Origin of the sequence: Rhodococcus sp. IEGM 1351, assembly GCF_030056875.1 — a bacterium.
Classification (GTDB): domain Bacteria; phylum Actinomycetota; class Actinomycetes; order Mycobacteriales; family Mycobacteriaceae; genus Rhodococcus_F; species Rhodococcus_F opacus.
The window spans coordinates 215,060-232,652 of sequence record NZ_JASHKU010000002.1 but is presented as its reverse complement, the minus strand read 5'-3'; the positions used below and the strand labels follow the sequence as shown (position 1 = coordinate 232,652).

Genomic DNA, 17,593 nt, shown 5'->3' with positions numbered 1-17,593 from the left:
CGCAGGTCAGCGGCTGCTGACGACTTACACGTCGTAGTACAGCTGGAACTCGTACGGGTGCGGACGCAGGTTGACCGGAGCGATTTCCTGCTCACGCTTGAGCGAGATCCACGTCTCGATCAGGTCGGACGTGAACACGCCACCCTCGGTGAGGTAGTCGTGATCTGCCTCGAGGCGATCGATGACGGCCGACAGGCTGGTGGGAGCCTGCGGGATGTTGCGGGCCTCCTCCGGCGGGAGCTCGTAGAGGTCCTTGTCGACGGGAGCCTGCGGCTCGATCTTGTTCTTGATGCCGTCCAGGCCGGCCATCATCTGCGCCGCGAAGTTCAGGTAGGGGTTACCCGAGGAGTCGGGGGCGCGGAACTCGAGGCGCTTGGCCTTCGGGTTGTTGCCGGTGATCGGGATACGCACGGCCGCCGAGCGGTTGCGCTGGCTGTACACGAGGTTGATGGGGGCTTCGTAGCCCGGCACCAGACGGTGGTACGAGTTGATCGTCGGGTTGGTGAACGCCAGCAGCGACGGTGCGTGGTGCAGGATGCCGCCGATGTAGTGACGCGCCATGTCGGACAGACCCGCGTAGCCGGCCTCGTCGTGGAACAGCGGCTTGCCGTCCTTCCACAGCGACTGGTGGACGTGCATACCCGAACCGTTGTCACCGAACAGCGGCTTCGGCATGAAGGTGGCCGACTTGCCGTGCTGCCAGGCGGTGTTCTTCACGATGTACTTGAACAGCTGCAGGTCGTCCGCGGCCGCGAGCAGCGTGTTGAACTTGTAGTTGATCTCCTGCTGGCCGCCGGTGCCCACCTCGTGGTGGCCGCGCTCGAGCTCGAAGCCCGCGTTCTGCAGGTTGGTGGAGATCTCGTCGCGCAGGTCGACGTAGTGGTCGTACGGAGCGACGGGGAAGTATCCACCCTTGGGGCGGACCTTGTAGCCCAGGTTGGGGCTGCCGTCGGCGTTCACGTCGTTGCCGGTGTTCCAGGAACCCGAGATGGAGTCGACCTCGTAGAACGCGCCGTTGATGCCGGAGTCGTAGCGGACCGAGTCGAAGATGTAGAACTCGGCCTCGGCGCCGAAGAAGGCGGTGTCGGCGATGCCGGTCGACTTCAGGTATTCCTCGGCCTTGCGCGCGACGTTACGCGGGTCGCGGCTGTAGGACTCACGCGTGAACGGGTCGTGCACGAAGAAGTTGATGTTCAGCGTCTTGGCGGCGCGGAACGGGTCGAGCTGGGCGGTGGCGACGTCGGGAAGGAGCATCATGTCCGACTCGTGGATCGACTGGAAGCCGCGGACGGACGAACCGTCGAACGCGAGGCCGTCCTCGAAGACGTCCTGGTTGAACGCGGACGCCGGGATCGAGAAGTGCTGCTGCACGCCCGGCAGGTCGCTGAACCGGATGTCGACATATTCGACGTTCTCGTCCTTGATGAACTTGATGACCTCTTCGGCCGTGGTGAACGCCACGCTTGTGCTCCTTAAGTCGCTTCAGCCAAGTGGATATTGGCGAATTCGTCGAGCCAGACGGTAAGGACTTGGTGTTGCCCGCTGGTCAACCTTTTGTTTCGCCCGTGTTACGCGTCGAATCTTCCTGGGCTTTTGCACCGGCTGTGACTGCGCACACAGCCCAAAGCTCCGGTGTGAGGTCCTCGGAGAGTCGACGCCTATCCTGGACAGCATGGCACGTATCACCGGTTCCTGGCTTTCCGGACCTTCGGCTGCCCTGCCGAACGGCGCGGACGAGACGAAGCAGTCCTTCCGGGGCGAGCGCCTCGGCCTGCAGGCGGAAGGTCCCGGTTCACTCGCGAGCACGGGCCGCCGTCTCGCCGCTCTGATGATCGACTGGGTGTCGTCGGCGGGCGTCGCGGCACTGATCATCGGCGACAACTTCTTCGAGGGTCCGTTCTCGACCTTCACTCTGCTGGTCTGGTTCGTCGTCGGTATCGCCACGGTGTCGCTGTTCTCCTTCACACCGGGGCAGCTGTTCCTCGGCATGCAGGTGGCGCGGGTGGACGGGCCCGCCCGGGTCGGCTTCGTCCGGGCCCTGGTGCGTCAGGCGCTGCTCGTGTTCGTCGTGCCCGGGACCATCACGGACATCGACGGTCGCGGCATGCAGGACCGGGCCACCGGCACCGCGCTGGTTCGCACCCGCTGACCCCGCAGAACGTCTTCCGCCCGATGTCGGATCGACATCGGGCGGAGTAGTGGGGCGACAGGCTTCTAGCGACGACGGATGGTGCGCTGCACGCCGCGCATCTTCGCGCCGCCGGGCATCGGACCCTTGGGCAGTGCGGCACCGCCACCGCGGCTGCTGAGCGCGGCGAGCCGCGACTCGATGGCGTCCATCCGCTTGGTGTCGATGTTCTTCGGGAGCTTGTTCAGATGCTTCTGCAGCTGCGACAGCGGGACCTGGCCCTCGTCGTTGCCGATGACGATGTCGTAGATCGGGGTGTCGCCGACGAGGCGCGCCGTCTTCTTCTTCTCCTGGGCCAGGAGCGACTTCACGCGTTGCGGCGATCCCTCGGCGACGAGGATGACGCCGGGACGTCCGATCACGCGGTGAACGGCGTCGAGCTGCGTGGTGCCCGCGACCGCGCTGGTCACGCGCCAGGAGCCCTGCATGTTGTCGAGCGCCCACGCGGCCGCGCCCGCCTGGCCCTCGGCCTTGCCGTACACCGTCTTCTGGACGCGCCGGCCGAAGATGATGAAGGCCCCGAGCACGCCGAGGAGGAGACCGATCGGGAGGAGGAACCACTGGAGGCCCCAGATCAGACCGACGAGGAAGAACACCACCGCGAGTCCGATGAGCGTGCCGAGCATGAGCGGCAACAGCAGCTTGTCTTCCTTGCGCTGCATCTGGAACGCCTGCCAGAGCTGAGTTCTGCGTTCCTTCGACGCCTGCCTGCGGGCTGCCTTGGCGGCTGCCTTTGCTTCTTTACTGGGTTTGCCCGCTTTACCGGATTTACTGCCGTTCGCCATGCTCTTCAGGATACGTCCCTGGCCGTGCGCGGTGATGACCCGTCCGGTGTCGACCACCGCGCACGCGGGGAGGTCAGCGGGCGAGCCGCGCCATGAGGGAACTTGCCTCCTGCGACGCATCGCCGCTTTCGGTGAGATGTGCCTGTCCTGCAGGCAATTCGCGGCCGTGGTGGGCCATCGCCTGTGCGTAGAGGCGGCCGGCGCGGTAGGAGGAGCGGACGAGGGGTCCGGCCATGACGCCGGCGAAGCCGATTTCCTCGGCGGTCTTGGAGTGCTCGACGAATTCCTCGGGCTTGACCCACCGTTCGACCGGGTGGTGGCGGGGGGAGGGACGCAGGTACTGGGTGATGGTGATGATGTCGCAGCCGGCGTCGTGCAGGTCGTGCAACGCCTGGGTGACCTCGTCGGGGGTTTCGCCCATGCCGAGGATGAGGTTGGACTTGGTGACGAGGTTGTCTTCGCGGGCGGCGGTGATCACGTCGAGGCTGCGCTGGTAGCGGAACGCGGGCCGGATCCGTTTGAAGATGCGGGGGACGGTTTCGACGTTGTGGGCGAGCACCTCGGGGCGGGTGGAGAACACCTCGGCGAGCTGGTCGGGTTTGGCGTTGAAGTCGGGGATGAGCAGTTCGACGCCGGTGCCGGGGTTGAGCTGGTGGATCAGGCGGACGGTTTCGGCGTAGAGCCAGGCGCCGCCGTCGGGGAGGTCGTCGCGGGCGACGCCGGTGATGGTGGAGTAGCGCAGTCCCATCGCCTGGACGGATTCGGCGACGCGGCGGGGTTCGTCGCGGTCGAGGTCGTCGGGTTTGCCGGTGTCGATCTGGCAGAAGTCGCAGCGGCGGGTGCATTGTTCACCGCCGATGAGGAAGGTCGCCTCGCGGTCTTCCCAGCATTCGTAGATGTTGGGGCAGCCGGCTTCTTCGCAGACGGTGTGCAAACCCTCGCGCTTGACGAGGCTTTTGAGCTCGGAGTATTCCGGGCCCATCTTCGCTCTCGTCTTGATCCAGTTCGGTTTGCGTTCGATCGGAGTCTCCGCATTTCGGATCTCGAGGCGGAGCAATTTGCGTCCTTCTGGGGCCACAGTCACGGAGACGATCGTACGCCCGGCCCGTCGCGCCCGGCGGGCCGGGGAGCGGAGGTCAACCGTACTGAACAGTAGTGAAGGTGGGCGCGGAGGACGTCGTCCCGGCGGCGGCGGAGTCGAACGTGACCCGCTCGATGTCGTGTTCGGTCACCGGAAGTTCGCCGTCGAGCGCGGCGACGACGGCCGCCGTGACGACGGGCGTGACCTCCTCGACAGTGACGTCGCGGCCCAGTTCCCGCGACAGCGACGTGACCCCGGCGTCGCGGATACCGCACGGGATGATCGCGTCGAACCCCGTGAGAACGGAATTGCAGTTGAGCGAGAAGCCGTGGAGTGCGACACCACGCTGTACCCGCACGCCGATGGCCGCCACCTTGCGCTCGGGCAGCCACTGCCCGTTGTCGAGGGACGCCGGCAGCCACACACCGGAGCGACCGTCGACCCGGCCGCAGTCGACGCCGAGGTCGGTGCACACGGTGATCAGTGCCTGCTCGAGCCGGCGCACGTACCGCACGACGTCGACCGGTTCGGCCAGCTTGACGATCGGGTAGCCCACCAGCTGACCCGGACCGTGCCAGGTGATCTTCCCGCCGCGGTCGACGTCGATGACGGGAGTGCCGTCGGTCGGACGGTCCTCGGGTTCGGTCCGGCGCCCCGCGGTGTAGACGGCCGGGTGTTCGAGCAGGAGCAGCGTGTCGGTACCCACGTTCTCGGCGCGTTCGGCCGCCAGCTCGCGCTGTCGATCCCAGGCGTCGACGTACCCGATCGTGCCGAGATGTTCGACGGAAATCGGGGAGGGGCTGAAACGGGCGGATTGTGTCGCGCTGCTCATGCGCTAGAGGTTACGCCGGGGCTGCGGCCGCACCGGCACGACCTGGGTTCACTGCACGAGGGCGGCGTCGAGCGCTTCCCCGATGGTGTTGTGCCGGAACCGGAATCCCGCATTCTCGAGCACCGTGGGTATCGCGCGCTGTCCGGCCAGAATGCCCTCCTGCGCAAACTCTCCGACCAGCGCGCTGAGCGCGAACCCGGGAACGATCCACGGTGCGGGGCGGTGCAGCGTCCGCGCGACCGCGCCGTTGAACTGGGCGTTGGTGACGGGCGCCGGGCCGGTGACGTTCACGGGGCCGGCGACGTCGTCGCGGGTGAGGACGAACTTGATCGCATCGACCTCGTCCTCCAACGAGATCCACGACAGGTACTGGCGGCCGTTGCCGAGCCGGCCGCCGAGCCCGAACGTGTACAGCGTCTTCAGCCTGCCGAGCAGGCCGCCGTGGGGAGAGAGGACGATGCCGCTCCGCAGCAGAACCGTCCGGATCTTCGAGGTGTCGGCGGGGGCTGTCGCGGCCTCCCAGTCGCGGCAGGTGTCCGCGAGGAAACCCGTCCCGGAGGGCGAGGTCTCGTCGACGACCCGATCGCCGGTGTCGCCGTAGTAGCCGACCGCGCTCGCATTCACGAACACGGGCACCGCGGCCTCCGCGACGCCCTCGGCCAGGACGTCGGTGGCGGCGATGCGACTGTCCCGGATCAGTTGCTTGTACGCCCCGGTCCAGCGTTTGTCGCCGACCCCGACGCCGCACAGATTCACGACCGCATCCGCGTCCGCGAGGATCCCCGTGTCGATCCGGTCCTTCTGCGGATCCCAGCGTGACTCGTCGGGACCCGCGGACGACCGGCGGACGAGGCGGACGACGTCGTGACCGTCGCCGCGGAGAGACGAGACGAGAGCGGTGCCAATCAGCCCGGAGGAACCGGCGATGACCACTCGCATGTGCAACAGCCTCCTTCACAGCGCAGGGGCACCATCCCTGATGGAAATGGTGCCCCTGCGAAACTACGTTCGGCTCGAAGTCCGGTGACGATCAGAGGCCGAGGTCGGCCTCGAACGCTCCCTGCTCCAGACGCTGCTTGATCGTGGTCAAGAAGCGGCCGGCGTCGGCGCCGTCGACGAGGCGGTGATCGTAGGTGAGCGGCAGGTAGCACATCGAGCGGACGCCGATGCTTTCACTGCCGGACTCGTCGGTCACGACCACGGGACGCTTGACGATCGCGCCGGTTCCGAGCATCGCGGCCTGCGGGGGCACGAGGATCGGGGTGTCGAACAGGGCGCCCTGGCTGCCGATGTTCGTGATCGTGAACGTGCCACCGGACAGCTCGTCCGGCTTGAGCCCACCGGAGCGGGCGCGCTTGGCGATGTCCGCGATCGCGCGGGCCAGGCCGGCCAGCGACAGGTCGCCGGCGTTGTGGATCACGGGGGACAGCAGACCCTGGTCGGTGTCGACCGCGATGCCCAGGTGCTCGGCGTCGTAGTAGGTGATCTGCTTGTTCGCCTCGTCGTAGCTGGCGTTGATGTTCGGGTGCGACTTCAGCGCCTCGACGACGGCCTTCGCGAAGAACGGGAGGAACGTGAGCTTGACGCCCTCGCGCTCGAGGAAGGTGTTCTTGGCCTGCGCGCGCAGGGCCGCGATCTTGGTGACGTCGATCTCGAAGGTCTGGGTGAGCTGCGCCGTGGTCTGCAGCGACTCCCGCGTCTTCGTGGCGGTGATCTGACGAATCCGGTTGGCCTTCTGCGTGGTTCCGCGCAGGTGGGCCAGTTCGGGGCGGACCCCGGCGGAGGCGGCTGCGGGAGCAGCGGCGGCGGCCGGTGCGGCAGCAGGCGCGGCAGCGGCGGCCGGTGCCTTCTTGGCCTCGGCGGCAGCGAGGACGTCCTGCTTACGGATGCGGCCACCGACTCCGGTGCCCGTCACCGAGGACAGGTCGACGTTGTTGTCCGTGGCGAGCTTGCGCACCAGCGGGGTGACGTACGGGGTGCTGTCTCCGGACGTGGCCGCGGGAGCGGGTGCGGCGGGAGCCGGCGCGGATGCTGCCGGTGCACTCTTGGCGGGCTCGGGCTTCGCGGGCTCCGGGGCGGGAGCGGGCTTCGCGGGCTCGGGGGTCGGCTCGGGCTTCGGTTCCGCGGCCGGCTTGGCGGCGGGCGCACCCGAACCGATGACGGCGAGCTGACCGCCGACGGAAACGGTGTCGTCTTCCTCGGCGCTGATCTCGAGGAGAGTACCGGCGACGGGGGACGGGATCTCCGTGTCGACCTTGTCGGTGGACACCTCGACGAGCGGCTCGTCCACGGCGACCTCGTCGCCGACGGCCTTGAGCCAGCGGGTGACGGTGCCCTCGGTGACGGACTCGCCCAGTTCGGGCATCTTCACGGCGGTGCCCTCGGCGGAACCGTTGCCGGATGCTGCGGGCGCGGGCTCGGCGGCCGGCGCCTCCGCGGCGGGAGCCGGCTCTGCGGCGGGCTCTTCGGCGGCGGGTGCGGGAGCGGAGTCGGAGGCAGGAGCCTCACCGGCGTCGCCGATCACGGCAAGCTCGCCACCGATTTCCACGGTGTCGTCTTCCTGAGCAACGATCTTGCTGAGAACGCCGGCCACGGGAGACGGGATTTCCGTGTCCACCTTGTCCGTGGAGACTTCGAGCAAGGGTTCGTCAACTTCGACCGTGTCTCCTTCCTGCTTGAGCCACCGCGTGACAGTTCCCTCGGTGACACTCTCACCAAGCGCTGGCATCTGGACGGAGAAGGCCATGTCTTTTGACTCCTCGACAGTTGTGTTCGGGTTGTTGAATTTTGTCGACTTGTGGTCGTGAACCATTGTGCTTCGAGATGCACGTGTCTTGCGTCTACTTGCAGGTAATTCCGATTCGTCGTCACCCACTCGCTGTGTCGGCGCTCCACATCTTTCCATTGATCCGGCGGGCGTGTCCGCCGAGGGGCACCCGTCGGGGACTCCGGTGTGTCGCGACGTAATCGCTACCGGCCAGTAGTTTTCGTGTGCGGCGGAAACCGGGCGTTCGCTGGCAAACTTGGAGGACAGTCGCCGGCATCGTCGGGCGCACGCACTCGAGGAGGCTCGACGTGGGGTTGTTCGACCGATTCTCGCGGCCTCGGTCCGGTCGATCTCAGGCGTCCCCCGAGGACGCCGCGTATCTCGCGAACTGGACTCGCACGCACCCCGGTGTGGAGGCCTACGTGGAACCTCAGACGACGGTGACGGAAGTCACTGTCGTGCTTGTTGCGGCGGACGGCGAGTGGACCCGGCGCCGTGTGGGCGGTGAACGCGGCGCCCGCAAACTCGGCGAGGACCTCCGCATCCCCGTGTACGACGTCCGCAAGACCGGCTACCCGCAGCGGATGCGCGATCACGACGCGCGGCGCCGTATCGAGCGGAAGCGCGAGCGCGAGCGCGACCTGTAGGCGGCTTCGCCGCCCGTCCGCCTTTCTGGTTGTTCCAGCTACCTGAAAGGCGCACGGGCGCGGAGCGCCTACCCGTTGGCGGCGATGTCCTCGATCACCGAGATCATGGTGCGCACGGGCACGCCGGTGCCGCCGCGGCCGGTGTATCCCCACGGTCCCGACGAGTTGTACGCCGGTCCGGCGACGTCGATGTGCGCCCACTGCACGCCGTCGGCGACGAACTCCTTGAGGTACAGGGCCGCCGCGAGCATGCCGCCCCAGCGATGGTTGGTGACGTTGGCGAGGTCGGCGACCTTCGAATCGAGGTCCGAGCGCAGTTCGGCGGGCATCGGCATGGCCCACGCGTTCTCACCGATCTCCTGGGAGATGGCGGCGACGCGGTCGCGGAACTGGTCGGTGCCCATCACACCGGGCGTCCGGTTGCCCAGTGCCACCATCTGCGCGCCGGTGAGGGTCGCGGTGTCGATGAGGTAGTCGGGGTCGTCCTCGCACGCGCGGACGATGGCGTCGGCGAGGACGAGACGTCCCTCCGCGTCGGTGTTGATGACCTCCACCGTGGTGCCGCCGTACTGGGTGAGGACGTCGCCGGGACGCTGCGCGGTGGACGACGGCATGTTCTCGGCCATCGGGACGGTGGCGGTGACGTCGACGGGCAGTCCGAGCTTGGCGGCGAGGACCACGGTGGCGACAACGGCTGCGGCGCCGCCCATGTCGGACGTCATGTTCTCCATGCCTGCGGCGGGCTTGATGGAGATGCCGCCGGTGTCGAACGTGATGCCCTTGCCGACGAGCGCGACCTTGGGGGCGTTCCGCTTCTTGGCGGAGTAGCTCAGCCGGACCAGCCGCGGCAGACGAGACGAGCCCTTGCCCACCCCGAGGATGCCGCCGTACCCGTTCTTTTCGAGCGCCTTCTCGTCGAGGACCTCGACCTTCAGTCCGGCGTCGGTGCCGAGAGCCTTTGCACGGTCGGCGAATTCGGCGGGGAAGAGGTGGCTCGGGGGAGTGTTGACGAATTCGCGCGCAGTGGCGACGGCGTCGGCGATCGCCGCGGAGCGCGCGAGGGTCTCCTTCGACTCCTTCGCACGCGGAGACGACACCAGCAGCTCCACCCGCGAGACAGGTTGTGCGTCCGGGCCGGGAGCGGATTTCGCGGACTTGAACTCGTTGAAGCGGTACGCGCCGAGGGCGAAACCTTCGGCTGCGGCACCGAGATCGAGCACGGACAGGGTGGTCGCGACGGTGCCGACGCCACTGAGTGAACGCGCCGCGGCGCCCGCGGACTTGCGGATCTGCTCGGCGTCGAGCTTCTCGGCCGAACCGAGGCCGACGGCCAGCACACTGTCGACCGGAAGCGTGTCGGGTGCCGGGATGCGGGTCGTCTCCTCCGCCTTGCCGGAGGCGCCCACCGCGACGAGCGTGTCGAGCAGATCGGTCAGCACCGATTCGTCGACGATGCCGTCGCCGAGCGCGATTTCGGGTCCGTCCGAGCTCGACGTCAACCCGATCACCAGCACGTCCACCCGCTTGCCGACGGTGCCGGCGAGGGCGAGTTGTGGTCCGAGGGGTCGGGCTGTGTGAGTGCTCACGGTGTCTCTCCTGCAGCGGTTCGGGATCGGGTGGTGTCGGATGGTCGACGTCCGTCCCGATGGTAGTGCTCGTCCGCCGTCGCCTACCCGGTGCGCCCGGGGGTCGGATAAGTTGAGGCCCATGACCGAGGAGCAGTTGTCCCAAGGCCCCGTCCACGCCGTTCACGTCGAACTCGGGGCCACGTTCGCTCCCTTCGGCGGCTGGGAGATGCCCGTCTCGTACGCCGGTGTCGTCGCCGAACACACCGCGGTGCGCGAGTCGGTGGGGGTGTTCGACGTCAGCCACCTCGGCAAGGCCCTCGTGCGGGGCAGCGGCGCCGCAGCCTTCGTGAACTCGGCGCTGACCAACGATCTCGACAAGATCGGTCCCGGCAAGGCGCAGTACACGCTGTGCTGCACGCCGTCGGGCGGAGTGATCGACGATCTGATCGCCTACTACGTGAGCCCCGACGAGGTGTTCCTCGTCCCCAACGCGGCCAACACCGCGGACGTGGTCGCGGCACTGGCCGCCGCGGCTCCCGAGGGCGTCACCGTGGCGAACCAGCACCGGGACTTCGGTGTGATCGCCGTGCAGGGCCCGAAGTCGGCGGACGTACTCACCGCCCTCGGCCTGCCCACCGACATCGAGTACATGGCCTTCGCGGACGCCACCTGGGACGGGGTTCCGGTCCGCGTGTGCCGCAGCGGGTACACCGGCGAGGTCGGGTTCGAACTGCTGCCGCGCTGGGTGGACAGCGAGAAGCTGTTCCGGGCCGCGGTCGAGCAGGTCCGCGCCCACGGCGGCCAGGTCGCCGGTCTCGGCGCCCGGGATACGCTGCGCACCGAGATGGGATACCCGCTGCACGGGCACGAACTGTCGCTGGAGATCTCCCCGCTCGAGGCACGATGCGGCTGGGCGATCGGGTGGAAGAAGCCGAAGTTCTGGGGCAAGGAGACGCTCACCGACGAGAAGGAGTCCGGCCCGGCGCGCACGCTGTGGGGCATCAAGGCGCTGGACCGCGGGGTTCTCCGCGCCGGTCAGACCGTGCTGCGCGACGGCGAGTCGATCGGCGAGACCACGTCGGGCACGTTCTCGCCCACGCTCAAGGTCGGGATCGCATTGGCGCTGCTCGACTCCGGAGCCGGCGTGTCGGCGGGAGACGAGATCGCCGTGGACGTCCGGGGACGCTCCCTGCGCGCCGAGGTGGTGTCTCCGCCGTTCGTGGAGATCAACACCAAGTAAGCGCCTGTCGCGGACGACCTGTCGGCCGTGGGGCGGCGGAAGGCGTTCGATAAGATCACGGGCATGACAGGTGTCACCGAGTTCGTTCGCGTCCCGCATCCCGCCCTCACCTCCGACGAGGTACGGCGAGAGATACTGGCGGCGCCCGGATTCGGTCGGTACTTCACGGACCACATGGTGTCGATCACCTACTCCACGGAGCTCGGCTGGCACGACGCCAAGGTGGAACCGTACGGGCCGCTCCAGCTCGACCCCGCCGCGATGGTGCTGCACTACGGGCAGGCCATCTTCGAGGGGCTGAAAGCGTACCGGCAGCCCGACGGCGGCATCTCGACGTTCCGCCTCGAGGCGAACGCCGAACGACTCGCGACGTCGGCGCGTCGTCTCGCGATGCCGGAACTACCGGAGGAGTTGTTCGTCAAGTCGATCACCGAACTGCTCGAGCTGGATCACGAATGGGTGCCCGCCGCCGGTGGTGAGGACGCGCTGTACCTTCGCCCCTTCATGTTCTCCACCGAGGCCGGACTCGGTGTGCGTCCGGCCGACGAGTACCGCTACCTGCTGATCGCCTCGCCCGCAGGCGCCTACTTCCCGCGTGGAGTGAAGCCGGTCAGCGTGTGGCTGTCGACGGAATACGTGCGCGCCGCACCCGGTGGCACCGGCGCCGCCAAATTCGCGGGTAACTACGCGGCTTCGCTTCTCGCGCAGGCGCAGGCCGCCGACGAGGGTTGCGACCAGGTGGTGTGGCTCGACGCCATCGAACGGTCGTACGTGGAGGAGATGGGCGGCATGAACCTCTTCTTCGTGTTCGGCTCCGGATCCGACGCCCGCCTCGTGACGCCGTCCCTGTCCGGTTCGTTGCTGCCGGGTATCACCCGTAACTCGCTGCTGACCCTCGCGACCGACGCCGGTTTCGCGGTGGACGAGCGTCGGATCAGCACCGACGAATGGCGCACCAAGACCAAGTCGGGCGAGATCACCGAGGTGTTCGCGTGCGGTACGGCGGCGGTCATCACGCCTGTCGGCCGGGTCAAGTCGGCCGAGGGTGAGTTCACGATCGCCGACGGCGAGCCCGGCGAGGTCACCATGGCCCTGCGCGACACGCTGACCGGCATTCAGCGGGGAACGTTCGCCGACACCCACGGGTGGATGACGAAACTGCGCTGATCTCGGTTTCGGCGGTCGCTCAGAACGTGAGACCGATCGCCGAGATGGTGACGGTGATCTCGAGCACGGCGCCGAGCACGTCGCCGTTGAGGCCGGCGAATCGCCGGACGCAGTGAGCCACCAGGAACGCGGTGAGCGTCAGCGCGACTGCCACGACGATCGGTCCCTGCCACCACGGCGAGGTGCACCACGCGGCCGCCGCGAGGAGCGGAACGGTCCAGGCGATGCCGGTCCACGGTGACTGGGTCTCGGCGACCAGTGCGCCGAATCCTTCCGTCGACGACGCGGGAATTCCGCGCCGGCAGGCGAAGACGACCGCCACCCGCCCGGCCGCCACGGCGACGGCCACGCACGCGAATTGTCCTGCGGCGGCCAGAGATCCGAACGCCAGTCCCTGCGCGCCCAGGCAGATCACCAGGGCGCACACCCCGAACGGGCCCGCGCCGCCGCTGTGCATCACGGCCCGCGCCCGCTCCGGCGGCCCGTAACAGCCGAGCCCGTCGACGGTGTCGGACAGACCGTCGATGTGCATCCCCCGGGTGGCGAGAGCGTGTGCACCCACCGTCATCAGGCCGGCGAGGGCGGGGTCGAGACCGGCGGACACGAGCGCCCACAGCAGCACCGCGGCCAGGACTCCCAGCGCGACCCCGGTCACCGGCGCCGCCCGGATCGCGCGGCGGCCCGACACGCGGTCCACGGAATCCGGTCCGCGCAGGGGGAGGACCGTCAGCCAGGAGAACGCGAGCAGTACGCCCGACACGGTCAGCCCGCGGTATCGGCGGCGGAGCCGGGGGCGGTGTCCTCGCCGTCCTCGGCGTCGCGGGTGCTGACTCCGGCCTCCGCGAACGTCGCCATCTCCGCGAGCGTGGCGACGGCGCCCTGCAGGATCGGCAGCGCGGTGACGGCGCCGGATCCCTCGCCGAGTCGCATGTCGAGTTCGAGGAGGGGGTCGAGTTGCAGGTGCTTCAGTGCGATCGTGTGGGCCGGTTCGGTGGAACGGTGGCCGGCCAGCCACCACGCGCGGGCGCCGTGCGCGAGTTCCTCCGCGACCATCGCGGCCGCGGTGACGACCACGCCGTCGAGAATCACCGGGGTCTTGCGGGCGGAGGCCTGGGCGAGGAAGCCGGCCATCGCGGCGAGGTCGGCGCCCGACACCGTACGCAGGAGCGCCACCGTGTCCCGGACCACCGGCCGGGCCCGGCGCATCGCGTCGCGGATCGCCGCCGTCTTCCGGATCCAGCCGGCGTCGTCGACACCGGTGCCCCGGCCGACCGCCGCCACGGGTTCGGTGTCCGTCAGCGCGGCGATGAGAACGGTGGCCGGCGTGGTGTTGCCGATTCCCATGTCGCCGGCGATCAACAGGTCTGCGCCGGAATCGATTTCGGAGTCGGCGATGGACCGTCCGGCCTCGATGGCCTTCAGTGTCTCCTCGTGTGTGAGCGCGTCCTCGCGGTCGATCGCCCCCGACGAGCGGCGAATCTTGAACGTGGACACCGACGGATCCGTGTCGCCGTCGACGGACAGGTCGACGACGCGCACGCTTGCGCCGGCCCGGTTCGCGAGAGCATTGACGGCGGCCCCGCCGCCGACGAAATTGGCGACCATCTGGGCCGTCACCTCGGGCGGATACGCCGAGACGCCGGTCCGTGCCACTCCGTGGTCGCCGGCGAACACCACCACGCGCGCCCGCGCGAACGGGACGGGCGGGCAGACACCCTGGCAGGCCGCGGCCCAGCATGCGAGCGTCTCGAGGCGTCCGAGCGAGCCGGCCGGTTTGGTGAGCTGCAACTGACGGGCCTCGGCCTGTGCGCGCACCCCTTCGTCGGGTGGGGTGACGGGTTCGAACCGACCGGGGTCGGTGCTCACGGACTCGCTGGTCACGCTTGGCCTCTCGCTCGAGTGGACACTTCTGCCCCGCACGACTCGCGTGCGGGATCATCTTTCAGGGTCATGGTCAGTCCGGCGACGACGAGGACCACGCGATCGCAGACCTGGGCGAGCCGCGCGTTGAGGGAGCCGATCTCGTCGCGGAACAGGCGACCGGACCGGGTCTCGGGGATGACGCCGAGGCCCACCTCGGGAGTCACCAGCACGAGTGCGCCGCGGTAGTCGCGGACGCTCGCGACGAGTTCGTCCGTGCGTGGGGTGATGGTGCCGCGCGGCGAGTCCCAGGCTGCGGCGCCGTCGAGTTCGACGGTGAGCCAGGTGCCGAGATCGTCGACGAGGGTGGCCGCAGTTTCGGTGGGGGAACGCAGTTGGTCGGCGAGGTCGAGCCGGTGCGCGGTTTCCACAGTGAGCCAGCTGCGGGGACGCCGATCGCGGTGCTGAGCGATGCGGTGTTCCCAGTCGTGGTCGTCGGGGTCGCGGTGACTGGTGGCGACGTAGCGCACCCGGCCCGCCCCGGCCAGGGCCTGGGTCAGTTCCTCGGCGTGAGCGGATTTTCCGGAGCGTGCACCGCCGAGCACGAGTGTTCGCGACGTCTGGTTCGGACGGCTCGGGCGGTCCGGGGAATCGGCGGTGGGCACGGAGGGAAACGCTACCAACCGACCGGAGTGGCAGTATTTTGACGAAGAACGTCAATTCCGCCACTGTTGGCGGGAAGTGAATGGGCGGAAAATTTCAGCCATGACCGAATTCCTCGTCCTCGTTGCACTTCTCCTCGTGCTGCATGCGGCCGTGATGTACGCCGGTCGGCACCTGGGTCCACTCCATCCGCGACTGCGGAAAAGCTACCGCGACAACTTCTTCCGACCGGCCGATCCCATGACCGACCTGTCCTACGACCGCGACGCCGACCTGGGGCGGCTGCTCGCCGAGACGCACCGCGCGCCCCACAACTGACCGTCAGATGGCGTCGCCGGGGCGCACCCGCGGCTTGGGGGCGCGCAGCTTGCGGATCTGCGACGCACGCACGAACGCGTACCACCCGAGCTTGAAACCGCCGTCGGGGGTGTCCGGGAAGCGCTCCCGCACCTGATTGTTGATCTTGCGGCCCAGCCAGACGCCCTCGATGGCCATGAACATCATCATGATGAGCATGGCGAGCGTCACGATCGCCTGCAACGCCGGGCTGACGAACATCGCCATGATGAGAACCAGGGCCAGCGGCATGAACAGGCCGACCAGGTTGCGCCGGGCGTCCACGATGTCGCGGACGTACGCGCGGACCGGGCCCTTGTCGCGGGGGAGGAGATACTTGTCCTCGCCGGCGAGCATGCGGGCGCGTCGCTCGGCGGCGGTGGCGCGTCGCTCCGCCGCGGCGACCTTGCGCTCTTCCTTGCTACCGCGGGTGGCCTTCTTACGGGCGCGTGCCTCTTTCGCCGTCAGGGGCGCGGGCGCGACCGGTCCGCGTCGCTTCGCCTCCGCGTCGCGTCGCTTGGGGGTCGGGCGGCCCTTGCCTGCCTGTTCGGCGGACTCCGCCTCCGGGGCCGTGGACGACTCGGCGACCTCGACGTCCCGCTTGTCTGAATTGTCCGAATCACCGCGGCGTAGCAATTTCACCCTTCCAGAGTATGGGAAGACGGCGCCGGGAGGAAAACCGCCCTCACATCGAAATGCCGGGTCGCGCCCGTCGCCATACACTTCGCCGATGCGAGTGATGATCGCACCGGACTCCTTCGGTGAAACGCTGACCGCCGTCGAGGCGACCGCCGCGATCGCGGCGGGATGGTCGGCCGTGCGCCCGGACGACCAGCTGATCGAGGCGCCGCAGTCCGACGGCGGCCCTGGGTTCGTCGACGTGGTAGCGGCTGCGGGCGGCACCGTCCGGACCGCGGTCGTGGAAGGGCCCCTCGGCGCCGACGTCACGGCCCGCTGGCTCCTCGACGGCACCGACGCCTACCTCGAATCCGCCCAGGCCTGCGGACTCGGACTGCTGGGCGGACCGCCGACGCCCCGCACCGCCCGCGACGCGCACAGCCGGGGCGTCGGCCAACTCGTGGTAGCGGCCCTCGATGCCGGGGCGAGCAGAATCGTCGTCGGTCTCGGCGGCAGCAGCTGCACCGACGGCGGCCGCGGCCTCGTCGAAGCCCTCGCGCAGGGTTTCGGGAGCGCGGATGCCGCCGTCGCCCGCCTGCGCTCGGTGGAACTGGTGGCCGCGTCCGATGTCGAGCACCCGTTGCTCGGCGAGCACGGCGCCGCCCGCGTGTTCGGACCGCAGAAGGGCGCCGACCCCGACACCGTCGCATTCCTCGAGGACCGGAACGCCGCATGGGCGGGGCAACTGCAGCGGGTGACGGCCCGGGAGGTCGCCGCCGAGGCCGGGGCCGGCGCCGCCGGTGGCATCGGGGCCGCGCTGCTCGCCCTCGGCGCGACCCGAGAATCCGGTGCTCACGTGGTCGCGCAACGCACCCGGCAGGACCGGCAACTCGCCTCCGCCCAGCTCGTGATCACCGGGGAAGGCCGGCTCGACCAGCAGTCGCTGCGCGGGAAACTCGTGATCGCGCTTGCCGCTGCCGCCCGCCGGCGGTCGATCGGGACGCTCGTCCTGGCCGGGCAGGTGCTCCTCGACCCCGCGGATCTCGACAGCGCGGGCATCGACGAGGCACTGTCGCTGGTGGACCACGCGGGATCGGTCGAACTCGCGATGTCGGACGCATACGCGCAGCTGAGAGACCTTGCCGCGGCCGCAGCCCGCGGATGGGACGGTGCGGCCGCAGGGCAGTAACCGGAATCCGCGACGTCGGATACCATGGACGTGGATCGATCTGCGGACGCTGCCGCAGGGAATGGAACCCGGGAATAAGTCGGGCGCGGAGTACCGTTGAAGCGTTCACGGGTTTGTTACGAACTACAGGGAGAGCCCATGACTGTGCAGAACGAGACCGCCGTCCACGGCGTCAAGATGACCGAAGCCGCGTCCGCCAAGGCGAAGGCGCTGCTCGATCAGGAAGGTCGTGACGACCTCGCACTGCGTATCGCCGTGCAACCCGGCGGCTGCGCAGGGCTGCGTTACCAGCTGTTCTTCGACGACAGGAACCTGGACGGCGACCTGATCGTGGACTTCGGTGGCGTCGCCCTCGCGGTGGACCGGATGAGCGCACCGTACGTCGAGGGTGCCTCGATCGACTTCGTCGACACCATCGAGAAGCAGGGTTTCACCATCGACAACCCCAACGCGACCGGTTCGTGCGCCTGCGGCGACTCCTTCAACTGAGTCCCAGGCCGAAGTACAACTGAATCGACAAGTCTGACGCGGCGCCGACCGGCTGCCGCGTCAGACTTTTTTCGTGCCCGATCTCCACGTACCCGGGTCCCCGTGCTGCCGACCGATCGTGGTGGTACCCCGGGGTACGGTGAGAAATCCCGACCGAACTCAT

At 68.7% G+C, this 17,593-nt stretch carries 18 protein-coding genes; 7 read left to right on the top strand and 11 right to left on the bottom strand.

Translation table 11 applies throughout. From position 1 onward, the window contains the following. Positions 1-24: 24 nt before the first annotated feature. The gene (gene glnA, locus QM806_RS04055) at positions 25-1,461 is read right to left on the bottom strand and encodes a type I glutamate--ammonia ligase (protein WP_005561162.1); all 1,437 of its coding nucleotides are present in this window, start codon (positions 1,459-1,461) and stop codon (positions 25-27) included. Between the two features lie 211 nt (positions 1,462-1,672). Here glnA and QM806_RS04050 point away from each other — a divergent pair, with 211 nt between their 5' ends. Continuing rightward, the gene (locus tag QM806_RS04050; RefSeq protein WP_005561161.1) at positions 1,673-2,149 is read left to right on the top strand and encodes an RDD family protein; all 477 of its coding nucleotides are present in this window, start codon (positions 1,673-1,675) and stop codon (positions 2,147-2,149) included. 65 nt (positions 2,150-2,214) lie between these two features. Here QM806_RS04050 and QM806_RS04045 read toward each other — a convergent pair whose 3' ends face one another. The 5 genes from QM806_RS04045 to sucB form a co-directional block, all read right to left on the bottom strand. Beyond that, positions 2,215-2,973, bottom strand: coding sequence for a DUF4191 domain-containing protein (locus QM806_RS04045; RefSeq protein WP_005247752.1), 759 nt, complete (start codon positions 2,971-2,973; stop codon positions 2,215-2,217). 73 nt (positions 2,974-3,046) lie between these two features. Then, the gene (gene lipA, locus QM806_RS04040) at positions 3,047-4,057 is read right to left on the bottom strand and encodes a lipoyl synthase (protein ID WP_005561159.1); all 1,011 of its coding nucleotides are present in this window, start codon (positions 4,055-4,057) and stop codon (positions 3,047-3,049) included. Between the two features lie 52 nt (positions 4,058-4,109). Continuing rightward, entirely contained in the window at positions 4,110-4,886 is a 777-nt protein-coding gene (gene lipB / locus QM806_RS04035; protein WP_005561158.1) for a lipoyl(octanoyl) transferase LipB, read from the bottom strand. A 48-nt stretch (positions 4,887-4,934) separates the two neighbouring features. Beyond that, on the bottom strand, positions 4,935-5,825 hold the full coding sequence (locus QM806_RS04030; protein WP_005561156.1) for a TIGR01777 family oxidoreductase: 891 nt from the start codon (positions 5,823-5,825) through the stop codon (positions 4,935-4,937). Positions 5,826-5,916: 91 nt separating this feature from the next. Next, positions 5,917-7,632, bottom strand: a complete 1,716-nt coding sequence (gene sucB / locus QM806_RS04025) for a 2-oxoglutarate dehydrogenase, E2 component, dihydrolipoamide succinyltransferase (protein ID WP_269591677.1) — start codon at positions 7,630-7,632, stop codon at positions 5,917-5,919. A 329-nt stretch (positions 7,633-7,961) separates the two neighbouring features. Between sucB and QM806_RS04020 the strand changes: the two genes are divergently transcribed. Further along, positions 7,962-8,300, top strand: a complete 339-nt coding sequence (locus QM806_RS04020) for a hypothetical protein (protein ID WP_005561154.1) — start codon at positions 7,962-7,964, stop codon at positions 8,298-8,300. A gap of 68 nt (positions 8,301-8,368) precedes the next feature. Here the strand turns inward: QM806_RS04020 and QM806_RS04015 are convergent, their stop codons facing one another. Beyond that, the gene (locus tag QM806_RS04015) at positions 8,369-9,886 is read right to left on the bottom strand and encodes a leucyl aminopeptidase (protein ID WP_169692839.1); all 1,518 of its coding nucleotides are present in this window, start codon (positions 9,884-9,886) and stop codon (positions 8,369-8,371) included. A 121-nt stretch (positions 9,887-10,007) separates the two neighbouring features. Here QM806_RS04015 and gcvT point away from each other — a divergent pair, with 121 nt between their 5' ends. Both gcvT and QM806_RS04005 read left to right on the top strand, forming a co-directional pair. Continuing rightward, entirely contained in the window at positions 10,008-11,108 is a 1,101-nt protein-coding gene (gene gcvT, locus QM806_RS04010) for a glycine cleavage system aminomethyltransferase GcvT (RefSeq protein ID WP_283290420.1), read from the top strand. Between the two features lie 63 nt (positions 11,109-11,171). Continuing rightward, entirely contained in the window at positions 11,172-12,275 is a 1,104-nt protein-coding gene (locus QM806_RS04005; protein WP_005260097.1) for a branched-chain amino acid aminotransferase, read from the top strand. 19 nt (positions 12,276-12,294) lie between these two features. Here the strand turns inward: QM806_RS04005 and QM806_RS04000 are convergent, their stop codons facing one another. Genes QM806_RS04000 through cobU form a run of 3 tightly spaced genes read right to left on the bottom strand, consistent with a single transcriptional unit; the run spans position 12,295 to position 14,800 of the window. Continuing rightward, the gene (locus tag QM806_RS04000; RefSeq protein WP_064080156.1) at positions 12,295-13,035 is read right to left on the bottom strand and encodes an adenosylcobinamide-GDP ribazoletransferase; all 741 of its coding nucleotides are present in this window, start codon (positions 13,033-13,035) and stop codon (positions 12,295-12,297) included. A 2-nt stretch (positions 13,036-13,037) separates the two neighbouring features. Continuing rightward, positions 13,038-14,156 (bottom strand): nicotinate-nucleotide--dimethylbenzimidazole phosphoribosyltransferase, encoded by a 1,119-nt coding sequence (gene cobT, locus QM806_RS03995; protein ID WP_054248972.1) that lies wholly within the window; start codon positions 14,154-14,156, stop codon positions 13,038-13,040. Next, entirely contained in the window at positions 14,153-14,800 is a 648-nt protein-coding gene (gene cobU / locus QM806_RS03990) for a bifunctional adenosylcobinamide kinase/adenosylcobinamide-phosphate guanylyltransferase (RefSeq protein WP_005573616.1), read from the bottom strand. Before cobU ends, cobT begins: the two co-directional genes overlap by 4 nt. Positions 14,801-14,900: 100 nt before the next feature. On the opposite strand from cobU, the gene QM806_RS03985 reads away from it, so the two are divergent. After that, positions 14,901-15,116, top strand: coding sequence for a hypothetical protein (locus QM806_RS03985; RefSeq protein ID WP_005573615.1), 216 nt, complete (start codon positions 14,901-14,903; stop codon positions 15,114-15,116). A gap of 3 nt (positions 15,117-15,119) precedes the next feature. Here QM806_RS03985 and QM806_RS03980 read toward each other — a convergent pair whose 3' ends face one another. Continuing rightward, on the bottom strand, positions 15,120-15,776 hold the full coding sequence (locus QM806_RS03980; protein ID WP_007297475.1) for a DUF3043 domain-containing protein: 657 nt from the start codon (positions 15,774-15,776) through the stop codon (positions 15,120-15,122). A gap of 88 nt (positions 15,777-15,864) precedes the next feature. Between QM806_RS03980 and QM806_RS03975 the strand changes: the two genes are divergently transcribed. Both QM806_RS03975 and QM806_RS03970 read left to right on the top strand, forming a co-directional pair. Beyond that, a complete protein-coding gene (locus tag QM806_RS03975) occupies positions 15,865-16,941 on the top strand; it encodes a glycerate kinase family protein (RefSeq protein ID WP_064080154.1) in 1,077 nt (358 codons plus the stop codon). A gap of 138 nt (positions 16,942-17,079) precedes the next feature. Continuing rightward, positions 17,080-17,430 (top strand): iron-sulfur cluster assembly accessory protein, encoded by a 351-nt coding sequence (locus tag QM806_RS03970; RefSeq protein ID WP_005247725.1) that lies wholly within the window; start codon positions 17,080-17,082, stop codon positions 17,428-17,430. Positions 17,431-17,593 lie beyond the last annotated feature (163 nt).

Bases quoted from the DNA above. Each gene is read 5' to 3' on its own strand.
- lipB (WP_005561158.1), bottom strand. From the start codon at position 4,886: ATGAGCAGCGCGACACAATCCGCCCGTTTCAGCCCCTCCCCGATTTCC.
- QM806_RS04030 (WP_005561156.1), bottom strand. From the start codon at position 5,825: ATGCGAGTGGTCATCGCCGGTTCCTCCGGGCTGATTGGCACCGCTCTC.
- QM806_RS04045 (WP_005247752.1), bottom strand. From the start codon at position 2,973: ATGGCGAACGGCAGTAAATCCGGTAAAGCGGGCAAACCCAGTAAAGAA.
- QM806_RS03985 (WP_005573615.1), top strand. From the start codon at position 14,901: ATGACCGAATTCCTCGTCCTCGTTGCACTTCTCCTCGTGCTGCATGCG.
- QM806_RS03975 (WP_064080154.1), top strand. From the start codon at position 15,865: ATGCGAGTGATGATCGCACCGGACTCCTTCGGTGAAACGCTGACCGCC.
- QM806_RS03970 (WP_005247725.1), top strand. From the start codon at position 17,080: ATGACTGTGCAGAACGAGACCGCCGTCCACGGCGTCAAGATGACCGAA.
- QM806_RS04005 (WP_005260097.1), top strand. From the start codon at position 11,172: ATGACAGGTGTCACCGAGTTCGTTCGCGTCCCGCATCCCGCCCTCACC.
- sucB (WP_269591677.1), bottom strand. From the start codon at position 7,632: ATGGCCTTCTCCGTCCAGATGCCAGCGCTTGGTGAGAGTGTCACCGAG.
- gcvT (WP_283290420.1), top strand. From the start codon at position 10,008: ATGACCGAGGAGCAGTTGTCCCAAGGCCCCGTCCACGCCGTTCACGTC.
- QM806_RS04050 (WP_005561161.1), top strand. From the start codon at position 1,673: ATGGCACGTATCACCGGTTCCTGGCTTTCCGGACCTTCGGCTGCCCTG.